The organism is Pseudomonas brassicacearum (assembly GCF_918698105.1).
Taxonomy (GTDB): domain Bacteria; phylum Pseudomonadota; class Gammaproteobacteria; order Pseudomonadales; family Pseudomonadaceae; genus Aquipseudomonas; species Aquipseudomonas brassicacearum_F.
The window spans coordinates 22,374-42,170 of sequence record NZ_CAKKMI010000039.1; the positions used below are offsets into that span (position 1 = coordinate 22,374).

The 19,797-nt window shown below is 61.8% G+C and carries 14 protein-coding genes; all 14 read right to left on the reverse strand.

Annotated elements, in window-relative coordinates:
• Positions 1 to 106: 106 nt before the first annotated feature.
• On the reverse strand, positions 107 to 403 hold the full coding sequence (locus LQ215_RS16515; RefSeq protein WP_230151477.1) for a DUF2845 domain-containing protein: 297 nt from the start codon (positions 401 to 403) through the stop codon (positions 107 to 109).
• Positions 404 to 3,337, reverse strand: a complete 2,934-nt coding sequence (locus LQ215_RS16520) for a DUF748 domain-containing protein (RefSeq protein WP_230151479.1) — start codon at positions 3,335 to 3,337, stop codon at positions 404 to 406.
• Positions 3,338 to 3,457: 120 nt separating this feature from the next.
• On the reverse strand, positions 3,458 to 4,474 hold the full coding sequence (locus tag LQ215_RS16525) for a class I SAM-dependent rRNA methyltransferase (RefSeq protein ID WP_230151482.1): 1,017 nt from the start codon (positions 4,472 to 4,474) through the stop codon (positions 3,458 to 3,460).
• 242 nt (positions 4,475 to 4,716) lie between these two features.
• Positions 4,717 to 6,654, reverse strand: coding sequence for an acetate--CoA ligase (acs, locus tag LQ215_RS16530; RefSeq protein ID WP_230151484.1), 1,938 nt, complete (start codon positions 6,652 to 6,654; stop codon positions 4,717 to 4,719).
• Between the two features lie 203 nt (positions 6,655 to 6,857).
• Positions 6,858 to 8,522 (reverse strand): glucose-6-phosphate isomerase, encoded by a 1,665-nt coding sequence (gene pgi / locus LQ215_RS16535; RefSeq protein ID WP_230151486.1) that lies wholly within the window; start codon positions 8,520 to 8,522, stop codon positions 6,858 to 6,860.
• Positions 8,523 to 8,899: 377 nt separating this feature from the next.
• On the reverse strand, positions 8,900 to 9,760 hold the full coding sequence (gene panC, locus LQ215_RS16540) for a pantoate--beta-alanine ligase (protein WP_092225307.1): 861 nt from the start codon (positions 9,758 to 9,760) through the stop codon (positions 8,900 to 8,902).
• Positions 9,757 to 10,557, reverse strand: coding sequence for a 3-methyl-2-oxobutanoate hydroxymethyltransferase (gene panB, locus LQ215_RS16545; protein WP_230151487.1), 801 nt, complete (start codon positions 10,555 to 10,557; stop codon positions 9,757 to 9,759). The genes panC and panB overlap by 4 nt, the downstream gene beginning before the upstream one ends.
• A 363-nt stretch (positions 10,558 to 10,920) precedes the next feature.
• Positions 10,921 to 11,406: a 2-amino-4-hydroxy-6-hydroxymethyldihydropteridine diphosphokinase gene (folK, locus tag LQ215_RS16550; protein ID WP_230151488.1), complete on the reverse strand. Its 486-nt coding sequence runs from the start codon at positions 11,404 to 11,406 to the stop codon at positions 10,921 to 10,923.
• A 3-nt stretch (positions 11,407 to 11,409) separates the two neighbouring features.
• Complete coding sequence (locus tag LQ215_RS16555; RefSeq protein ID WP_018609287.1) at positions 11,410 to 12,807, reverse strand: polynucleotide adenylyltransferase PcnB; 1,398 nt, start codon at positions 12,805 to 12,807, stop codon at positions 11,410 to 11,412.
• A gap of 716 nt (positions 12,808 to 13,523) precedes the next feature.
• Positions 13,524 to 14,957: a sigma-54-dependent transcriptional regulator gene (locus LQ215_RS16560; protein ID WP_230151489.1), complete on the reverse strand. Its 1,434-nt coding sequence runs from the start codon at positions 14,955 to 14,957 to the stop codon at positions 13,524 to 13,526.
• A gap of 22 nt (positions 14,958 to 14,979) precedes the next feature.
• Positions 14,980 to 17,934, reverse strand: a complete 2,955-nt coding sequence (locus LQ215_RS16565; protein WP_230151490.1) for a sensor histidine kinase — start codon at positions 17,932 to 17,934, stop codon at positions 14,980 to 14,982.
• Positions 17,918 to 18,094, reverse strand: a complete 177-nt coding sequence (locus LQ215_RS16570) for a hypothetical protein (RefSeq protein ID WP_003176118.1) — start codon at positions 18,092 to 18,094, stop codon at positions 17,918 to 17,920. The genes LQ215_RS16565 and LQ215_RS16570 overlap by 17 nt, the downstream gene beginning before the upstream one ends.
• Before the next feature lie 77 nt (positions 18,095 to 18,171).
• On the reverse strand, positions 18,172 to 19,062 hold the full coding sequence (gene gluQRS, locus LQ215_RS16575; protein ID WP_230151491.1) for a tRNA glutamyl-Q(34) synthetase GluQRS: 891 nt from the start codon (positions 19,060 to 19,062) through the stop codon (positions 18,172 to 18,174).
• Positions 19,063 to 19,284: 222 nt separating this feature from the next.
• Complete coding sequence (gene dksA / locus LQ215_RS16580) at positions 19,285 to 19,728, reverse strand: RNA polymerase-binding protein DksA (protein WP_058542230.1); 444 nt, start codon at positions 19,726 to 19,728, stop codon at positions 19,285 to 19,287.
• Between the last annotated feature and the right edge of the window lie 69 nt (positions 19,729 to 19,797).

The window sequence follows — 19,797 nt, forward strand, 5'->3', positions numbered from 1 at the left end:
CACAGGGGGCGGCGGTGAACACGGATTTTGAGATCACCCTAAACAATGTGGGAGCGAGCTTGCTCGCGATGGCGGCGGCACATTCAACACATCTGTGCGGACAAGCTCACCGCCCCCGCTTGCTGGTGATCTGCACCAGCCGATTCCCTTCGAAACGCAGGTACTGATACATGCCGCTGTTGGGGCCGTAGGTCCATTCTTCCACCGGGTATTCTTCCCGGCGATTGACACTGCGTTTGTAGCCCAGGTCATCCCGCGCCGCCGGCTGGCCGCACTTTTGCAACACTTCGCTGGAGCGGTCACCGACGCTGATCAACTGGCTGCCGCAGCGCAGCGTGTCGGCAGCCGAGGCCTGGCCGGCGGCCAGCAATAGACCCAGGCAGGGCCCTAACCAGGGTTTCATCTATTCGGCATCCAGATGCAACGGGGTAATCACCCGCCCATCGCTCTCGGCCTGGCCGAGGCTGGCGTCGATGAAATACACGCGGTCATCGGCCAACTGGCCCTTGTCCACCAGGAAATCCTTGATGCTGCTGGCCCGTTCCTGTCCCAGTTGACGCAACAGCACGTCGCTGCCGCTCCAGAACTTGATCACGCCTTCACGCAGCTTCTCGATACGGGCCTTTTTATCCAATTGCGTCCATTCGGCAGGCGGCTGGGTCTTGAGGCGCGTGCGGTAGATGCCTTCGAGCAGCGGTGCCTTTTCGTCCTCGGGCACCTGGATCAGCGAGGCCTGGGCCGGCACTTTGTCGCCCCGGCGCTGCAGCATCTTGTAGTAGTTGTACTGGTATTCGCGCTCCAGGCGCTGGGCGGCGAGCAGCGGACCGTCGCTGCTTTCGGCGGCGGTGCCTTCGATCTCCAGGCGCAGTTGCGGACGTTTGCCAAGGGCTTCGGACAGTTTGAGCAGCGTGCCTTCATTGTCCTTGCTCAGGTCGCTGGAGCCCGGCGCAAACGCCACGCTGCCCAAGTCTTCCGAGCCGCCGCCGGCCACCAGCCCACCGATAAGCTTGAACGGTGCCTGGGCCGCGCGTACCACCAGGTTGCGCAGGGTCTGCCAGATGATTGGCATGACGCTGAATTGCGGGTCGTTGAGATCGCCGGACACCGGTAGTTCGATGGAAATCTTGCCGTCGGAATCCTTCAGCAATGCGACGGCCAATTTGAGTGGCAGGCTCACGGCATCCGGGCTGTCGACTTTCTCCCCCAGTTGCAGTTGCTCGACCACGACTTTGTTGTCTGCCTGGAGCTTGCCCTGGGTGATCCGGTAATGCAGGTCGAGATTGAGCCGGCCCTTGCGAATGCGATAGCCGGCGAATTTGCCGGAGTAGGGCGTCAGGGTGGTCAGCTCGACCCGTTTGAAACTGGTGGCGATGTCGAGGCTGGCCATCGGGTCGAAGGGGTTGACCGCTCCCTTGATGGTGACAGGCGCGTAACGGTCGACCTTGCCCTTGATGTCGACGCTGGCCGGTTTGGCCTGGCGGCTGTCGATGGTGCCGATCTGGCCATTGAGCTGCTGGATGGCCGTGGCGAAATTGGGCGTCAGGCTGAAGTCGGCGAAGTTGGCCGAACCGTCATTGATGGCGATACCACCGATGTGGATGCCCAGCGGTTTTTCCTGGGACGCCGGTTTCGCCGCGGTGTTCTTCGTGCCGCTGTCGGCCGGTTGCGGGATCAGCAGGTCATCGACGTTGGTGGTGCGGTCGTCGTTGATCATGAAGCGCGCGTACGGTTGGAACAGATTGACCTTGTCGATGGACAGGCTGTCACCATGCTGATAATTCAGGCCTTCGAGGACCAGGCTCTGCCACTTGAGGAAGTCGCGGGTCTTGAGCGTGTCGAGGGTGTGCAACTGATCGACCTGGGCGCGGCCGGTGACAGCAAATGCCAGCGGTTCGGTGCTTTTAAGGTTCACTGCCAGGTCGCTGCCGAGCATCCCGGAGCGCAGCTCCAGGCGAATGAACGGGTTGATGTACGACTGGGCGACGCGCAGGTCGATGTCCTGGGTCTTGACCTTGAGCTTAGCGCTGATCGGGTTCAGGTTGACCTCGCCGTCGGCGAGGATCTTGCCCTGCTTGCCTAACCCGGTGTCCAGCTTGAGGGTAAAGGGCGAGCCGTTGAGGGTGTCGTAGTTCTGCAGGTCGAGGTTCAGCGGGCCGACTTCCAGTGCCACGGCGGGCTGGGCCTGACGGTCAGCCAGGTGCACCTTATAGTCGCGCAGTTGCACATCCTTCAACATCACCTGCCAGGGTTTGCTGGGCGGTGCCGGTTCAGCTTTTGGCGAGTCTGCCGCTGCCGGGGCGGATGCCGGTTCAGCCTTGACCTGCGGTTTGCCCGGCTGGCTGGCGAAGAGTTTTTGCCAGTCCAGCTGCCCATCCGCCTCGCGAGCGGCCCAGGTTTCCAGTTTCTGGCTGCGGATCTTGCCCACGATCACTTGCTGCTTGGCCAGGTCCAACGTGGTTTCGCTCACGTCCAGGCGTTCGAGCTTCACCAGTGGGCGGCCATCGGGTGTCTTGATGGCGAAGGGCGCGACGCTGACCGCCACGTTGTTGAGCAGCAGTTCGGTGCCTTTGGCCAGGTTGAGCTTGTAGTCGGTGCTGAGGTTCAGGACGCCGTTTTCCAGAACCAGCGGTACGGCGTCGCGCACATAGGGCCACCAGGCTTTCATCTGGCCGCCAGTGACTTTGAGCGTGCCTTGGGAGGCAATCGGCGTGAGGCTGAAATTACCGGTCCAGTCGATCTGTCCGCCCTCGGGGCCAGCAGCCACCAGGGTCATGTCGGCATTGTCGTCGGGCAGGGTGCTGAGGTTCTTCAGCTCGAAATCGAGGGTGTCGTAGAGGAACTCAATGGGTTCGCTGGGGCGCAGGTCCTGGAAATGCACATAACCACCGGCCAACTTGATTCGGTCGACCCGCAGCGGGAACGGTTTGGCCTCGGGGTCGGCGGGCGTCGGTTCGCTGGCCGGCAGCTTGAACAGGCCCAGCAGGTTCAACTGACCGTCCTTGGCGAACACCACTTCGGTCTTGGGCTTGTCCAGCTCGATGTCGACCAGGTGCAGGGCGCCGGACCACAAGCTGTCGAGTTGCAAATTGGCGTACAGCCGTTCGAAGCCGACCTGCTCCTTGCCCGGTTCGCCGATATTCAAACCCCAGAGGGTGACTTCCAGGCTGAAGGGATTGAGTTCGATTCGCTGGATCTGGGCCGGGACCGTCGCAAGGGCAGCCAATTGCTGGTTGGCGATGCGCAAGGCGATGCCCGGCAAAATCAGAAAGCCCAACAGGCTGTAGAGGGCCAGTGCGGTCAACAGGGCGCCGATAGCGCGAATCAATCCTTTGGGCATGTGTGGCTTCATCTTGGTGTGAATTCGGAATGCCTTGGAGTATGGCATGCGTTTACGGTTCCGAAGCCACTGTGATTTAACAGATTTGTCCGTTTTTCACGTAAGAATCCTGAGTCTGGCCTAGAGCTGGAGGATCAACGTCTTGAGCGGCGGCTGCTGGTCCCGGGAGGGGAAATCACCGCCGGGCGTCAGCACACTCCACTCGCGCACCGGGCGCCCGGCTTTTTCCGCACAACGCAACACCTGCTCGCGCCAATCGTCCATGGGCACTTTTGCCAGGTTGTTGCAGCAAATCAGCACGCCATTGTCGGCGGTGGTGAGCAGCGCCGGTTTCAGCAGGCTTTGGTAGTCGCGCAACAGGTCGACGGTGCCGAACGCACTTTTGGCCCAGGCCGGTGGATCGAGCAGTACCAGGTCGTACTGGCGTTGCTCCAGGCGCACGTAGCTGGGCAGTTTCTGCCCGCGGCGCTGGCTGATGGGCAGGCCGGCCAGTTGGCGGATCGCCGGAAAATAATCCGACTGCACGAATTCCATCGGCGGCAAATCGGGGTTGAGCAGGCCGTTTTCGCGGCCCACCGCCAGGTTGCCTTCGGCGAAGTCCAGGTTGCACACTTCCCGCGCACCACCGGCCGCAGCGCTCAGGCCGACGCCGCAGGTGTAGGCGAACAGGTTCAACACGCTTTTGTTGCGGCTGTGTGCCTTGACCCAGCCCCGGGCGTTTCGCAGGTCGAGAAACAGCAGTGGGTCCTGCCCGGCATGGCGACCGCGAACGCGATAATTCAAGCCCCATTCATGGCCCACAAGGTCTTGCAGGGCTGCCTCGTCAGCCTGGTAGACGGTGTCCTGGCGGTCGATGCGCGAATTGCCCCGGGCGCGGTCGTTGTAGACCAACAGGGTTTCCAGGCCCAGCCGTTCGTTGACGATGCCGTGCAGTTGCAACAGGTCGTCGCGCTCCAGCGACTGGTGGAAGCTCTGCACCAGCAGTTGCGGGCCGTAGCGGTCGACGGTCAGGCCGGGCGCGCCTTCCTGGCTGCCGTGGAACAGGCGATAGCAGTCGGTGCCTTGCTGATGCAATTGGCCGAGCAGCGCCTGACGCTGGTCGAGGGCGGCGCGCAGCGCCTGATTCAAGGAAGACATGCCGGGCGCGCCTTAGAGAAATGAGGCGCGGGAGTTTAGCAGTTATGCATACTCGGGTTGGTATTGCATGCTGTTGAGTCAGGCCCTGACCTGTGGCGAAGGGCTTTGTGGGAGCAAGGCTTGCCCGCGATGAAGGCGATGCGGTCTTTCAGGAATCGAGGTGCCTGTTTCGCGAGCAAGCTTTGCTCCCACAGTCCAGCGGCGCAAGGACTCGATGCCTCAGGGCAACCGAGTCGTTTGGCCTAGCGATTCAGGCGCTTGTCGATCAGCCCCTCCACCACACTTGGATCGGCCAGGGTCGAGGTGTCGCCGAGGCTGTCGAGTTCGTTGCAGGCGATCTTGCGCAGGATGCGTCGCATGATCTTGCCCGAACGGGTCTTGGGCAACGCCGGCGCCCACTGGATCAGCTCTGGTTTGGCGAAGCTGCCGATTTCCTTGCTGACGTGGGCCAGCAGTTCCTTCTTCAGCTCGTCATTGGCCTCCACACCGTTCATCGGCGTGACAAAGGCGTAGATGCCCTGGCCCTTGAGGTCATGGGGATAGCCGACGACGGCGGCTTCGGCAATGTTGTCGTGCAGCACCAGGGCGCTTTCGATTTCGGCGGTGCCAATGCGATGCCCGGAGACGTTGATCACGTCGTCGATGCGCCCGGTGATCCAGTAGTCGCCGTCTTCGTCGCGGCGCGCGCCGTCGCCGGTGAAGTAATAGCCGGGGTAGGGCTTGAAGTAGGTGTCGACCATGCGTTGATGATCGCCGTAGACGCTGCGAATCTGCCCGGGCCAACTGGATTTGATCGCCAGTACGCCGCTGCCGGCACCGCTGATTTCCTTGCCCACTTCATCCAGCAAGACCGGTTGCACGCCGAACATCGGCCGGGTGGCGCAGCCTGGCTTGAGCCGTGGGGCACTCACCAGCGGGCTGAGCATGATGCCGCCGGTCTCGGTCTGCCACCAGGTATCGACAATCGGGCAGCGCTGTTCGCCGACCGTGTTGAAATACCATTCCCACGCCTCCGGATTGATCGGCTCACCGACGCTGCCGAGCAATCGCAGGCTTTTGCGGGACGTTTCCTGCAACGGTCCGGCGCCTTCGCGCATCAGCGCGCGCAGGGCGGTCGGTGCGGTGTAGAAGATGTTGACCTGATGCTTGTCGATCACCTGCCAGAAGCGCGAACTGCTCGGGTAGCTCGGCACGCCCTCGAAGATCAGCGTGGTGGCGCCATTGGCCAGCGGGCCGTAGACGATGTAGCTGTGGCCGGTGACCCAGCCGACATCGGCGGTGCACCAGAAAACTTCGTTGTCGCGGTAATCGAGCACGTACTTGAACGTCATCGCCGCTTGCAGCAGATAGCCGCCCGTGGTGTGCAGCACACCCTTGGGTTTGCCAGTGCTGCCGGAGGTGTAGAGGATGAACAACGGGTCTTCGGCGTCCATCGGTTCCGGTGGGCAGTCGTCGCTCATTTCGTGCATGGACTGGTGGTACCACAGGTCACGGCCCTCAACCCAGCCCACCTCGCCCTGAGTGCGCTCGACCACCAGCACGGTGCTGACGTTCGGGCAACTTTCCAGGGCCTTGTCGACGTTACGCTTGAGCGGTATGAAGCGCCCGCCGCGCACGCCTTCGTCCGCGGTGATCACGGTGCGGCAATCGGCGTCGAGAATCCGGTCGCGCAGCGAGTCCGGTGAGAAACCGCCGAACACCACCGAATGCACGGCGCCGATGCGGGTGCAGGCGAGCATGGCGTAGGCCGCCTCGGGGATCATCGGCATGTAGATGCAGACCCGGTCGCCTTTCTTCACGCCACGGCTTTTCAGCACGTTGGCCAGGCGGCACACATGGTTGTGAAGTTTTTTGTAGGTGATTTCTGCCGATTCGGCGGGGTTGTCGCCTTCCCAGATGATTGCCGTCTGGTCGCCGCGGGTTTGCAGGTGACGGTCGATGCAATTGGCGCTGACGTTCAGCTTGCCACCGGCGAACCAGCTCGCGTCGCCGTTCTTGAGGTCATAGCGCTGGACGGTTTGCCAGGGCGTCATCCAGTCGAGAAAGCGCGTGGCCTGCTCTGCCCAGAAGGCGCTGGGGTGTTCGATGGATTCTTTATAGAGCCGCTTGTACTCGTCCTGACTCAGTTGCGCAGCCCGGCGGACGGCATCGGCTTGGGGGTACTGGCTGATATCGAACATGACGGTTCCTTATTCTTGTTTTGCGACAAGTCATAAAGATGCGCCCAGTAGCCTGGCGGTTCAAGTCATGCACGAAGCAACTGTGGGAGCGAGCTTGCTCGCGATAGCGGTGTGTCAGCCCCATTAATAGCAACTGACACATCGCCTTCGCGAGCAAGCTCGCTCCCACAGAGGTAAGGCAGGGTTTGCGATCTACTTAACGATCAGCCGCGGTGACGCCCGCGGAAGTAGTTGATCAAGCCCTGGGTCGAAGCATCTTCGGCCAGGCTTTCTTCGCTGCCCACCAGGCGGTTGTAGACGCCCTTGCCCAGTTCCTTGCCCAGCTCCACGCCCCATTGGTCGAAGGCGTTGATGCCCCAGACCACGCTCTGCACGAACACCTTGTGTTCATACAGCGCCACCAGTGCGCCGAGGCGACGTGGGCTGATGCGTTCGACCACCAGGGTGTTGCTCGGACGGTTGCCCGGGATCACCTTGTGGGAGGCCAGTTTCTGCACCTCTTCTTCGCTGGCGCCCTTGTCCCGCAGCTCGGCTTCGGCTTCCGCGTGGGTCTTGCCGAGCATCAGTGCCTGGCTCTGGGACAGGCAGTTGGCGTACAGCCACTGGTGATGATCGGAAACCGGGTTGAAGCTGACGATCGGCACGATGAAGTCGGCCGGGATCAACTGGGTGCCCTGGTGCAGCAACTGGTGGTAAGCGTGCTGACCGTTGCAGCCAACGCCGCCCCAGATCACCGGGCCCGTGTCGGTCGACACCGGTGTACCGTCCTGGCGCACGCTCTTGCCGTTGGATTCCATGTCCAATTGCTGCAAGTGCTTGGTGATGTTACGCAGGTAGTGGTCGTACGGCAGGATCGCATGGCTCTGCGCACCCCAGAAGTTGCCGTACCACACGCCCAGCAGTGCCAGCAGCACCGGCATGTTCTGCTCGAACGGGGCGCTCTGGAAATGCTGGTCCATGGAATAGGCCCCGGAGAGCAATTCCTTGAAGTTCGACATGCCGATGGCCAGGGCGATCGGCAGGCCGATGGCCGACCACAGCGAGTAACGCCCGCCGACCCAGTCCCACATCGGGAAGATGTTTTCTTCGCGGATGCCGAAGGCCACGGCGGCGGCGTTGTTGCTCGACACGGCGATGAAGTGGCGATACAGCTCCGCTTCGGAGCCACCCTGGGCCAAGTACCAGGCGCGGGCGGCCTGGGCGTTCTTCAGGGTTTCGAGGGTGTTGAAGGATTTCGACGAGACGATAAACAGCGTGGTCTCGGCGCGCAGCTTCATGGTCAGTTCATGGAACTCACTGCCGTCGATGTTCGCCAGGTAGTGGCAGCGAACGCCTTTTTGCGCGTAGGACAACAGCGCTTCGGACACCAGCTCCGGACCGAGGAAAGAACCACCAATGCCGATGTTCACCACGTCGGTGATGGGCTTTTCGGTGTAGCCGCGCCACAGGCCGTCGTGAATGCGGCCCACCAGGTCGGTGATCTGGTTCAACACTTTGTGCACGTCCGGCATCACGTTGACGCCGTTGACCAGCAACTTGTCGCCCACCGGCCGACGCAGGGCGGTGTGCAGGGCAGGGCGGTTTTCCGAGGCGTTGACGATTTCACCTTCGAACAGCGACTTGATCGCGCCCTGGAGGTCGACTTCGTTCGCCAGGCCCACCAGCAGGTCACGGGTCTGGGCGTTGATCAGGTTTTTCGAGTAGTCGAGAAACAGGCCACAGCTCGATAGGGTGAATTGAGTAAAACGCTGCGGATCGGCATTGAACGCTTCGCGCATGCTGAAATCCTGCATGGCTTTGCGGTGGTCATTCAGCGCTTGCCAGGCTGGCAGAGCGGTCACGTCATGAGGGGTTCGGTAATACGCCATCGCTGCGGGTTTCCTTTTTACTTGAACGACCTTTTGTACACTAAAAATTCCGGCGCGGCTCGAGGTGGGCGTCCGGACACTGCATTGGCTCGATCGCCGGACGCAGGGCGAATACAGTAAACCTCGCGTTGCGATCTGTCTTGACTTTGTCTGACCGGTTCCCGGTACTTTTTTATACAACGAGGATGGGAAGGGGCCGACAGACGGAAACGCGATGAGGTCTTGCGGACAAACTGAATTGCTGTGGGGGCGAGCCTTGTGGGAGCAAAGCTTGCTCGCGACGACACGGTCACATTCAACACCTATGTCAACTATCAGACCGCTATCGCGAGCAAGCTATGCTCCCACGGGCCTCGTCCCGCGGGGTGTGCATAGGTTCAGGCGGGTGTGTCGAGGTCCAGGTGCAGGTTGTCGATCAGGCGCGTGGTGCCCAGGAAGGCCGCCACCAGAATCACCAGGTCGCGGTCCTCGCTCAACGCCGGGCGCAAGGTCTTGGCGTGACGGATTTCCAGGTAATCGGGACGCAGGCCGGCAGCTTCAAGTTGCTTGAGCTGCTCATCGATCAATGCCGGGAAATCGCGTCGGCCCTGTTTGATGGCCTCGGCGATCTGGCTCAGGACGCGATAGACCACGGGCGCGACGGCACGTTGATCCGGGCTGAGGAAGCCGTTGCGCGAGGACAGCGCCAGGCCGTCCTCGGCGCGGACGGTCGGCTCGCCGATGATCTGGATCGGCATGTTCAGGTCATGGACCAGGGCGCGGATCACCGCCAGTTGCTGGAAGTCTTTCTGGCCAAACACCGCCAGGTCAGGCTGGACCATGTTGAACAGCTTGCTGACCACCGTCGCCACACCCTCGAAATGCCCTGGACGGCTGGCGCCGCACAAGCCTTCGGACAATTGCGGGACGCTGACCCGGGTCTGCCCGGCCATGCCGTCGGGGTACATCTCTTCGACGCTGGGCGCGAACAGCAGATGGCAGCCGGCCTGGAGCAGTTTCTCCTGGTCGGCCGCCAGGGTGCGGGGGTATTTGTCCAGGTCTTCGCCGGCACCGAATTGCAATGGGTTGACGAAAATGCTCGCCACCACGAAGTCGGCCCGTTGCGCGGCCTTGGTGACCAGCGCCACGTGGCCGCTGTGCAGGTTGCCCATGGTCGGCACGAAGGCGATGCGTTTGCCTTCGCCGCGGGCACGGGCCACGGCGGCCCGCAGTTCGCGTACGGTCTTGACGGTGTTCATGCAGAAAACCCGTGTTCGGCGCCAGGGAAGGTCGCGGCCTTGACTTCGGCGACGTAGGCACTCAGGGCGCCCTGGATGGACGTTTGCCCTGCCATGAAGTTCTTCACGAACTTGGGCGCGCGACCGGTGATCGACAGCCCGAGCATGTCGTGCAGCACCAGCACCTGGCCATCGGTGGCGTGGCCGGCGCCGATCCCAATCACTGGGATCTTCACCGCCTGGGTGATTTCTTCCGCCAACTCGCTGGGCACGCATTCGAGCAGCAACATCGCCGCGCCAGCCTGCTCCAGCGCAATCGCATCGGCGCGCATCTGCCGCGCCTGGTTCTCATTGCGGCCCTGGACTTTATAGCCACCGAGGATATTCACCGCTTGTGGCGTCAGGCCCAGGTGTGCGCACACCGGGATACCCCGCTCGGCCAGCAGCCGAATCGAATCGGCCAGCCACAACGCGCCTTCGACCTTGACCATGTGGGCACCGGCCTGCATCAGCATGGCGCTGTTGGTCATGGTTTGTTCGAGGGTGGCATAGGCCATGAATGGCAGGTCGGCGAGAATCAGTGCATCGGTGTTACCGCGTTTGACGGCGGCCACATGGTAGGCCATCTCGGCGGTGGTCACCGGCAGCGTGCTGTCGTGACCTTGCAGCACCATGCCGAGGGAATCGCCCACCAGCAACACTTCGACACCGGCCTCATTGCAGGCGTGGGCGAAAGTGGCGTCATAGCAGGTCAGCATGGCGATTTTCTCACCTTTTTGCTTGAGACCTTGCAGCGTGGTCAGGGTAATAGCTGGCATGAAAAAGTCCTCATTAGGCGCTCTTGAGCTACTGCGAGTAACGCGCATGAATCGTCATCTATACAGGCGCACCCTCTATGTGTGGTGCTTGTAAGGCCTGGATTGCGCCCTTTAAACGCCGCGTTGGCGGCATCGGGACGCCTATAGTCGTGAGGAGCTCCCGGGAAGTCAATTGGATGTGTTACCGCCGGGTGTTACCGGGGTGACTGATGCGTTTCAGCGTAGAGGCGTGTCTCGGATCTGACTGCCGGGTCCGTATCCTGTGGGAGCGAGCTTGCTCGCGATGGCGGCGGGCCAGTCAATATATGTCGATTGCTACACCGCTATCGCGAGCAAGCTCGCTCCCACAGGGGATGGTCTTCGTCAGATAGGCGGCAAGCGTTCCAGACCAACGAACGGGCACGCTGCGAGCAGATCCTTGAGCAAGCGTCCATCGGCCAGGCGCAGGTCGGCGGGCGCCAATTCCGCCAGTGGGTACAGCACGAAAGCCCGGGTTTGCATGTGGTAGTGGGGGACCTTGAGGCGAGGCTCGTCGATCAGGCGATCGCCGAACAGCAGGATGTCCAGGTCCAAGGTGCGCGGGCCCCAGCGTTCCAGGCGTTCGCGACCTTGTCCGGTTTCGATGGCTTGCAGCGCATCGAGCAGGTCCAGCGGGGCCAGGCGGCTGTCCAGCGCCGCCACCGCGTTGGTGTAGCGCGGCTGGCCGGGCAGTAGGGAATCGCTTTGATAAAACGCCGAGACCCCCACCAGTTGGGTATCGGGCAATTGCGCCAGCGCCTGGATGGCACTGCGCAATTGTGCGGCGGGTTCGGCCAGGTTGCTGCCCATGCCGATGTAGATGCGTTCCATCGATTACTCGCCCGATGCGCTCGGTACACCGGCACGCTTGCGCTTGGCACCGCTGCTGCGACGGCGCTTGCGCGGGCCGCTGGCGCCGTCGTCCTTGCCGCTGAGCTCGCGAATCATGTCGCGGCGCTCGCTGTCGTTGGCGTCCTGGTAATCGGTCCACCATTCGCCCAGGCCATCGGTCTGCTCGCCCGCGCTTTCACGCAGCAGCAGGAAATCGTAGCCGGCACGGAAACGCGGGTTGTCCAGCAGCAGGTCGGCACGCTTGCCGCTGCGCCGTGGCAGGCGTTCCTGCATGTCCCAGATCTCGCGGATCGGCATCGTGAAGCGTTTTGGAATGGCGATGCGCTGGCACTGTTCGGCGATCAGCTCGTGGGCAGCTTCCTGCATCGCCGGGATCGGCGGCATGCCACGCTCTTGCAGGCGCAACACCCGGGCCGGCAGGGCAGGCCAGAGCAACGCGGCGAACAGGAACGCGGGCGTCACCGGCTTGTTCTGCTTGATGCGCAGGTCGGTGTTGATCAGTGCTTCGCTGATCAAGGTGTGGGTGTAGGTCGGGTTGTGCTCCAGGGCCTCGGCACTGGCGGGGAACAGCGGGTCGAACAATTGCAGGTCCACCAGCATCTCGAAGGTGTCTGCCGCGTTGCCCGACAGGAACAGCTTGAGCACTTCCTCGAACAGGCGCGCCGAAGGGATTTCCCGCAGCATCGGTGCCAGTTCGCGAATCGGCACGGCGCTGTGTTTTTCGATGCCGAAATCCAGCTTGGCGGCGAAACGCACGGCCCGCAGCATTCGCACCGGGTCTTCTTGGTAGCGCTGCTTGGGGTCGCCGATCAGGCGGATCAGGCGATTGCGGATGTCGTGTACACCGTTGGCGTAATCGAGGATGCGTTCGCTGACCGGATCGTAATACAGGGCGTTGATGGTGAAGTCGCGGCGTTGCGCGTCTTCTTCCAGCGTGCCGTAGACGTTATCGCGCAGGATGCGTCCGCTCTCGTTGCGCGAAGACTGGTTGCTGTCTTCCTCTTCATCGTTTTGCGGGTGATTGGCGCGGAAGGTCGCTACTTCGATGATTTCGCGACCGAAGTGGATGTGGACCAGCTTGAAGCGCCGGCCAATGATCCGCGCATTGCGAAATTCGGCCCGTATCTGTTCCGGCGTGGCGCTGGTGGCGACGTCGAAATCCTTGGGGGTGATGTTGAGCAGCATGTCGCGCACGCAGCCACCGACCAGGTAAGCCTGGTAACCGGCGTTCTGCAAACGTTCGACGATGTTCACCGCATAACGGCTGAACTGGGCCTTTTGCAGTGAATGCTGGCCGCTGTTGAGCACTTCAGGCGTGCTGCGAATGTGTTGCGTACGACGCAAGGGAGAACGGAATGACTGGAACAGCTTCTTCAGCATGGGATGCACTGTTTGAAGGAATATTCGGCCAAAAACGAAGAATGACCGCATGATGGGCCGAGATTCTAGCATTTAGTCGAGGGATGGTGTAGGACGGAGCAGTTTAGAGCTGCAAGCTTCAGCGACAAGCCTTGTAGGCTAAGGGGAAGCGGAACGACAGAAACCACAAGGGGAGCCGAAGCTCCCCCAGAATTAGTTACGTGCTCTATTTTTATTATTGGTTTCGGGCTTCTTGTTTTTGTTGAGTGCCCACGCCACAAGGTTTTTTCCTTCGTGACCCTCCCAATCGGGAGCCAAGAGCAAACGGATTGCTTTGGTCGCTGTGTTGCAGTGATCAATCGATCCAACCAGTTCAGGCACCTGTCTTGAGACAGTTTTTATTGTTCTCGGCCTGGTTGTGGGGCAAGCCCCAAATACAACGCCTCTCCAAAAGAATCAGTTAGCTGCGCCTCTCGCCGTCTTGTTTTTATTGTGCGTGAGTCGATTCGTCTTATTTTTATTGTCTTTTGCATTGCTTGTTATTGTTCTTGTACCAAAGCTATAGCAGGGTGCGTGCCAACTTTTGCGAAGCCCAGCGAAACCGGGGGTTCTAAGGTTATAGCCATTTTTCCGAGGCGAAAAAAAGCCGGGGTTTCGTTACCGTAAACCCCGGCTTTTGTTACGTGAAAAAACTGAGGTAACAGTTTTTTCACATTCAGCGGTGTTACCCCCACACCTCAGCTTTCGCTGGTCGCTCCGGTCTTGCGCCGTGGAATCCCCAGGCGCTGGCGACGTTCCCACAGGCACTTGCGGCTTACGCCCAGTTTGCGTGCCAGTTCGGTCTCGGTCATGTGGTCCTGGTGCTCCAGGACGAAGTGCTGGAAGTAGTCCTCCAGGGACAGGTCTTCGGTGGGTTCGTGGCTGGTGTTGTTGGCTGCGCCGCCCTGTTGCGGGGCCAGGCCGATGAACTCTTCGTCGTCCAGGTCGCTCAGTTCGATGTCGATGCCCAGCAGGTCGGCCGAGATTTCCGGGCTCTCGCACAGGATCACTGCCCGCTCGACCGCATTTTCCAGCTCTCGAACGTTACCCGGCCAGGCGTAATGACGAATGGCCTGTTCGGCGTCCGGGGCGAACTTGAGATCGGTGCGATTGACCCGTGCGCTCTGGCGAGCCAGGAACGCCTGGGCAATTTCATTGACGTCCGCGCCACGCTCGCGCAGGGCAGGGAGCTTCAAGGCGATCACGTGCAAGCGGTAATACAAGTCTTCGCGGAACTGGCCGATCTTCGCCAGGCTCTTGAGGTCACGGTGGGTTGCCGCGATCAGGCGGACGTCGACCTTTTGCGACTGCACCGAGCCGACCCGGCGGATTTCGCCTTCCTGAAGCACCCGCAGCAACCGCGCCTGGGCTTCCAGCGGCAGCTCGCCGATTTCATCGAGGAACAGCGTGCCGCCGTCCGCCGCTTCCACCAAGCCTGCGCGGCCGGCGCTGGCGCCGGTGAACGCACCTTTCTCGTGACCGAACAGTTCGGACTCGATCAGGCTTTCGGGAATTGCCGCGCAGTTCACCGAGATCATCGGTGCCTTGGCCCGGCGTGACAGGTTGTGCAGGGCACGGGCTACCAGCTCCTTGCCGGTACCGGACTCGCCCTGGATCAGGACATTGGAGTCGGTCGGCGCCACTTTGCGGATCTTGCCGTACAGGTCCTGCATGGGCGGGCAGGAACCGATGATGCCAATTTCGCCATTGTTGTTGCTGGCACTGGCTTTCGCCGAGGCACTGGCCTTGCCGACGGGTTCCGCGGGGTTGCTGGTCGCCGCCTGTCGGTCACGCAGGATGCGGGCCACGGCCTGGAGCATCTCGTCGTGGTCGAACGGTTTGGCGATGTAGTCCACCGCACCCATTTTCATGGAGTCGACCGCCGAGCGCAGGCTGGCGTAGCTGGTCATGATCAGCACAGGGGTGCCCTGGCCGAGCTTGATCAGCTCGGTACCCGGGGCGCCAGGCAGGCGCAGGTCGCTGACGATCAGGTCAAACGTGGGAATGCTGAAACGTTCTTGTGCTTCCTGCACTGATCCGGCTTCGCTGACCTGGTACTGGTTGCGTTCCAGCAGGCGGCGCAAGGCGGAGCGGATAATTGTTTCGTCTTCGACGATCAAAATGTGCGGCATTGATTCGATTCTCTCGACGGTCTCAGTTCACAGCGGACGTCGCTTCGACATGACGCGGCAAAGTCACCCGGATACGGGTGCCGCGTTGGCTTTGTACATCGGCCGGGCTGTCGATGGTGATTTGTCCATAATGCTCTTCAACGATGGAATAGACCAGTGCGAGGCCCAGACCGGTGCCTTCGCCAGGATCCTTGGTGGTGAAGAAAGGTTCGAACAATCGGTCCATGATGTTCTGTGGGATACCGCTGCCTTCGTCTTCGACGATCAGGTCGACCGTGTGTTCGAAGGCTTCGCTCTTGACCCGCACCGCGCTGCCGGCCGGTGAGGCGTCCCGCGCGTTGGATAGCAGGTTGATCAACACCTGGGCGAGCCGCTGGGGGTCGCCATCGACCCAATGCTCCGGATCGCACAGGTTGAAGAATTGCACCTCGAAATTGCGCCGGTTGAGCGCCAGCAGACCAATGGCATCCTGGGCCACTTCGGCCAGACAGACGGGCTCGTCATTGTGCTGGTGACCGCCGGCATGGGCGAAGCTCATCAGCGACTGGACGATGCGCGACACGCGCTTGGTCTGTTCGAGGATCTGGCCGCTGATCTCCGTCAGCTCGCCGTCGTCCTCGCGTTCTTCGCGCAGGTTCTGCGCCAGGCAGGCGATGCCGGTGATCGGGTTGCCGATTTCGTGGGCCACCCCGGCGGCCAGCCGGCCGATGCTGGCCAGTCGTTCGGAGTGGACCAGCTTGTCTTCGAGCATCTGGGTATCGGTCAGGTCTTCGACCAGCAGCACCAGGCCGCTGTTACCCGGTGCCAACGGCTCGTCGATCGCCGCCTTGTGCAGGTTCAGCCAACGGGTCTGGCCGTCGAGGGCCAGGTGCTGTTTGTGCAAGTGCTCGTCCGGCAGGTCGATGAAACCTTGCAACAAACCTTTCCACGGCTCGCCCAGGGTGCTCAGGCGTGAACCGACCACGCGCTGGGCGGCGATCCCGGTGAGCTCTTCCATGGCCTTGTTCCACATCAGGATTTCCTGGTCCTTGGCCAGGGAGCACACACCCATCGGCAGTTCCTGCAGGGTCTGGCGGTGGTAACGGCGCAAGGCGTCCAGTTCGGCGGCAAGGCCGGTGAGGCGCGAATGGTAATCCTCAAGGCGGCTTTCGATGAAGTGGATGTCTTCGGTGACGTAGTTCTCGCCGCCGGCCTTGTAGGGCAGGAACGTCTCGACCATGTCCTGGGCCACGCTGGGCCCCATCAGGCCGGACAGGTTGGCCTCGATCCGGTCCCGCAGGCGACGCAGAGCATACGGGCGACGTTCATCGAAGGGCAGGTAGAGGTCGCGCAGGGCCTGTTCGACTTCCTTTTGCGCGGCCTTGGCGCCCAAGGGCTTGGCCAGTTGCGTGGCGAATTCCTGGGGCGAGGCGGCGTGCAGTTCGCGGCGCTGCGGGCGGCGGACATTGTCCACCGCGCAAGCTTCGGCGGCGCTGGCCTCTTCGCTGCTGGCGTTGGTGAACAGCGAGATCAGGGTGAATATCAGCACGTTCGCCGCCAGGGAGGCGATGGCCGCCATATGCCAACTGGTGTCGTCGAGCACGTAGATCATGTTCAGCAGCGGGATATAGAAGCCCTGCAGGTTGCCCATCAGCGGCAACAGCATCGCGACCAGCCACACCAGGATCCCTGCCAGCAGGCCGGCGATGAAGCCGCGGCGGTTGGCGGTCGGCCAATACAGCACCGACAGCACGCCGGGCAGGAACTGCAAGGTGGCAACGAAGGCGACGATGCCCAGGTTGGCCAGGTCCTGTCCCTCACCCAGCATCAGGTAGAAACCGTAGCCGGCCATGATGATCGCGACGATCAGCGCCCGCCGTGTCCATTTCAGCCAGCGGTAGATATTGCCTTCGGCCGGTGGCTGGTAGAGCGGCAGCACCAGGTGGTTGAGGGCCATGCCCGACAAGGCCAGCGTGGTAACGATGATCAAGCCGCTGGCCGCCGACAGGCCGCCGACATAGGCCAGCAACGCCAGGGCCTTGCTGTTGGCGGCGATGCCGATACCCAGGGTGAAATATTCCGGATTGGTGCTGGCGCCCAGCTTCAGGCCGGCCCAGAGGATCAGCGGTACCGCCAGGCTCATCAGCAGCAGGAACAGCGGCAGGCCCCAACTGGCGCTTACCAGCGAGCGCGGGTTGAGGTTTTCGGTAAAGGTCATGTGGTACATGTGCGGCATCACGATGGCCGAGGCGAAGAACACCAGCAACAGCGTGCGCCATGGGCCTTCCTGCAAAGGCGTGTGCAGGGCGGCGAGGGCGGTCTGGTTCTGCAGCAGCCACACTTCCAGCTGCTGCGGGCCATCGAACACGCCGTATAGGGCGTAGAGACCGACGCCACCGATGGCAATCAGCTTGATCACCGACTCGAAGGCGATGGCGAACACCAGGCCTTCGTGTTTCTCCCGTGTGGCGATGTGGCGGGAACCAAAGAAAATCGTGAACAGGATGATCAGTACGCAGAAGCTCAGCGCCACCCGGTGCTGCACCGGCTCGCGGGTCAGGATGCTGATGGAGTCGGCCACGGCCTGGATCTGCAGGGCCAGCAGCGGCAGCACCCCGACCAGCATGAAGATCGTGGTCAGCGCGCCGGCCCAGGTGCTGCGAAAGCGAAAGGCGAACAGGTCGGCCAGCGACGACAGTTGGTAGGTGCGGGTGATTTTCAGGATCGGGTAGAGCAACACCGGCGCCAGCAGGAACGCGCCCGATACGCCGAGGTAGCTGGAGAGAAAACCATAACCGTACTGATAGGCCAGCCCGACCGTGCCATAGAACGCCCATGCGCTGGCATAGACACCCAGCGACAGCGTATAGGTCAGCGGGTGGCGGATGATCGCCCGGGGGATCATGCCTCGTTCGCTGATCCAGGCTACGCCGAACAGCACTGCCAGGTAGGCGGCGCTGATCAGGACCATCTGGGTCAGGCTAAAGCTCATCGGCATCTTTTTGGCTCTGCAGGATAAAGGTCACGACAATCAGGATCAGCCAGAGCAGATACGGCCGATACCAGGCACCCGTGGCATCGATCCACCAATCCATGATGGCCGGGGAGAACAGATAAATCCCCACTACCAGGAGCAGGACCAAGCGATAGATATACATCCCGGCCTCTCTAATTTATGCGCGTGCCCAAAAACGTGCGGCGATGGTAACGGATGGGCGCCAAGCTGCAAGCGCCGTCAACGTATTTGCGCTTCGGGCAGGCTCAGTGTGCGCGGGATCTTGCCCGCATCCCAGTGGCGAATGCCCCAAGCCAGCAGTTCCCGTGGGCTGGCATCGACCAGTTCGAGACCCGGTTGCTGGCCCAGTGCGCGCAACGCCCGTAACAGCAGTGGCGTGGCCTGATCGGCCGCCAGCGGTGGTGAACGGTAGGATTTACCAAGCTTGTGCCCGTCGGGCTGGGTGATCAGTGGCACGTGCAGGTAACGCGGTTGCGGCAACCCGAGCAGTTCTTGCAGGTAGAGCTGGCGCGGCGTGGAGTCCAGCAGGTCGGCGCCGCGCACGATATCGGTCACCCCTTGCCAGGCGTCGTCCAGGACCACGGCCAATTGATAGGCGTAGAGCCCGTCGCGGCGGCGGATCACGAAGTCGCCGACCTCACGGCCCAGGTGCTGGCGGAACTCGCCCTGGACCCGGTCGGTGAAGTGGTACACGAGTTCGGGGACGCGCAGGCGGATGGCAGCGTCCTCGGTGCCGTGCCCGGCGTTACGGCACAGGCCCGGATAAATGCCCTGGTACGCTTCCAGTTGCTTGCGCGAACAGGTGCAGGCGTAGGCCAGGCCCTGGCTGAACAGCCGGTTGATGACCTGGTCGTAGGCGTCATGGCGCTCGCTCTGGCGAACCATTTCGCCGTCCCATTCGAACCCGTAGCTCTCAAGTGCCTTGAGAATCGCCGCTTGCGCGCCCGGTTCCTCCCGGGGCGGGTCGAGGTCTTCCATGCGCAGCAACCAACGTCCGCCCACGGCGCGGGCATCCAGGTACGACGCCAGGGCGGCGACCAGTGAACCGAAGTGCAAGTGGCCGCTGGGAGTGGGGGCGAAGCGGCCGATGTAGGGGGCGGTGGCAGTCATAGGGCGAATGTTACTGAGTCTGAGCGGTAGGAATACAAATCTTGATGCCGAAGCATATCCCCTTGTGGGAGCGAGCTTGCTCGCGATAGCGGTGTATCTGTCACATCAAGGCTGGCTGACCCACTGCTATCGCGAGCAAGCTCGCTCCCAGAGGGATATTGAAAGTATCGGAAACAAAAAACGGAGCGTATGAACGCTCCGTTTCGGTAACAGCACCGGCAGTTACTTGCCGACCTGTTTTTCCTTGATTTCCGCCAGGGTCTTGCAGTCTATGCACAGGTCGGCCGTCGGGCGAGCTTCCAGGCGGCGAATGCCGATCTCGATGCCGCAGGACTCGCACCAACCGTATTCCTCGTCTTCGATCAGTTGCAGGGTCTTGTCGATTTTCTTGATGAGCTTGCGCTCGCGATCACGGGCGCGCAGTTCGAGGCTGAACTCTTCTTCCTGACTGGCACGGTCGGCCGGGTCGGGGAAGTTGGCCGCTTCGTCCTTCATGTGATCCACGGTGCGGTCGACTTCCTGCATCAAGTCCTGTTTCCACTTGTTCAGGATCTTGGTGAAGTGCGCGCGCATGGGGGCGCCCATGTACTCTTCGCCAGCTTGCGGGACGTAAGGCTCAAACCCGCTGAGCGCGTTATTTTGATTTTGCTTTGCTTGGGTGGGCATGAATGGACCGCCTCTACTCTTGTAATCCACTACGCAGGATTGCTCCATCACCGACACCTGCCGGCCCTG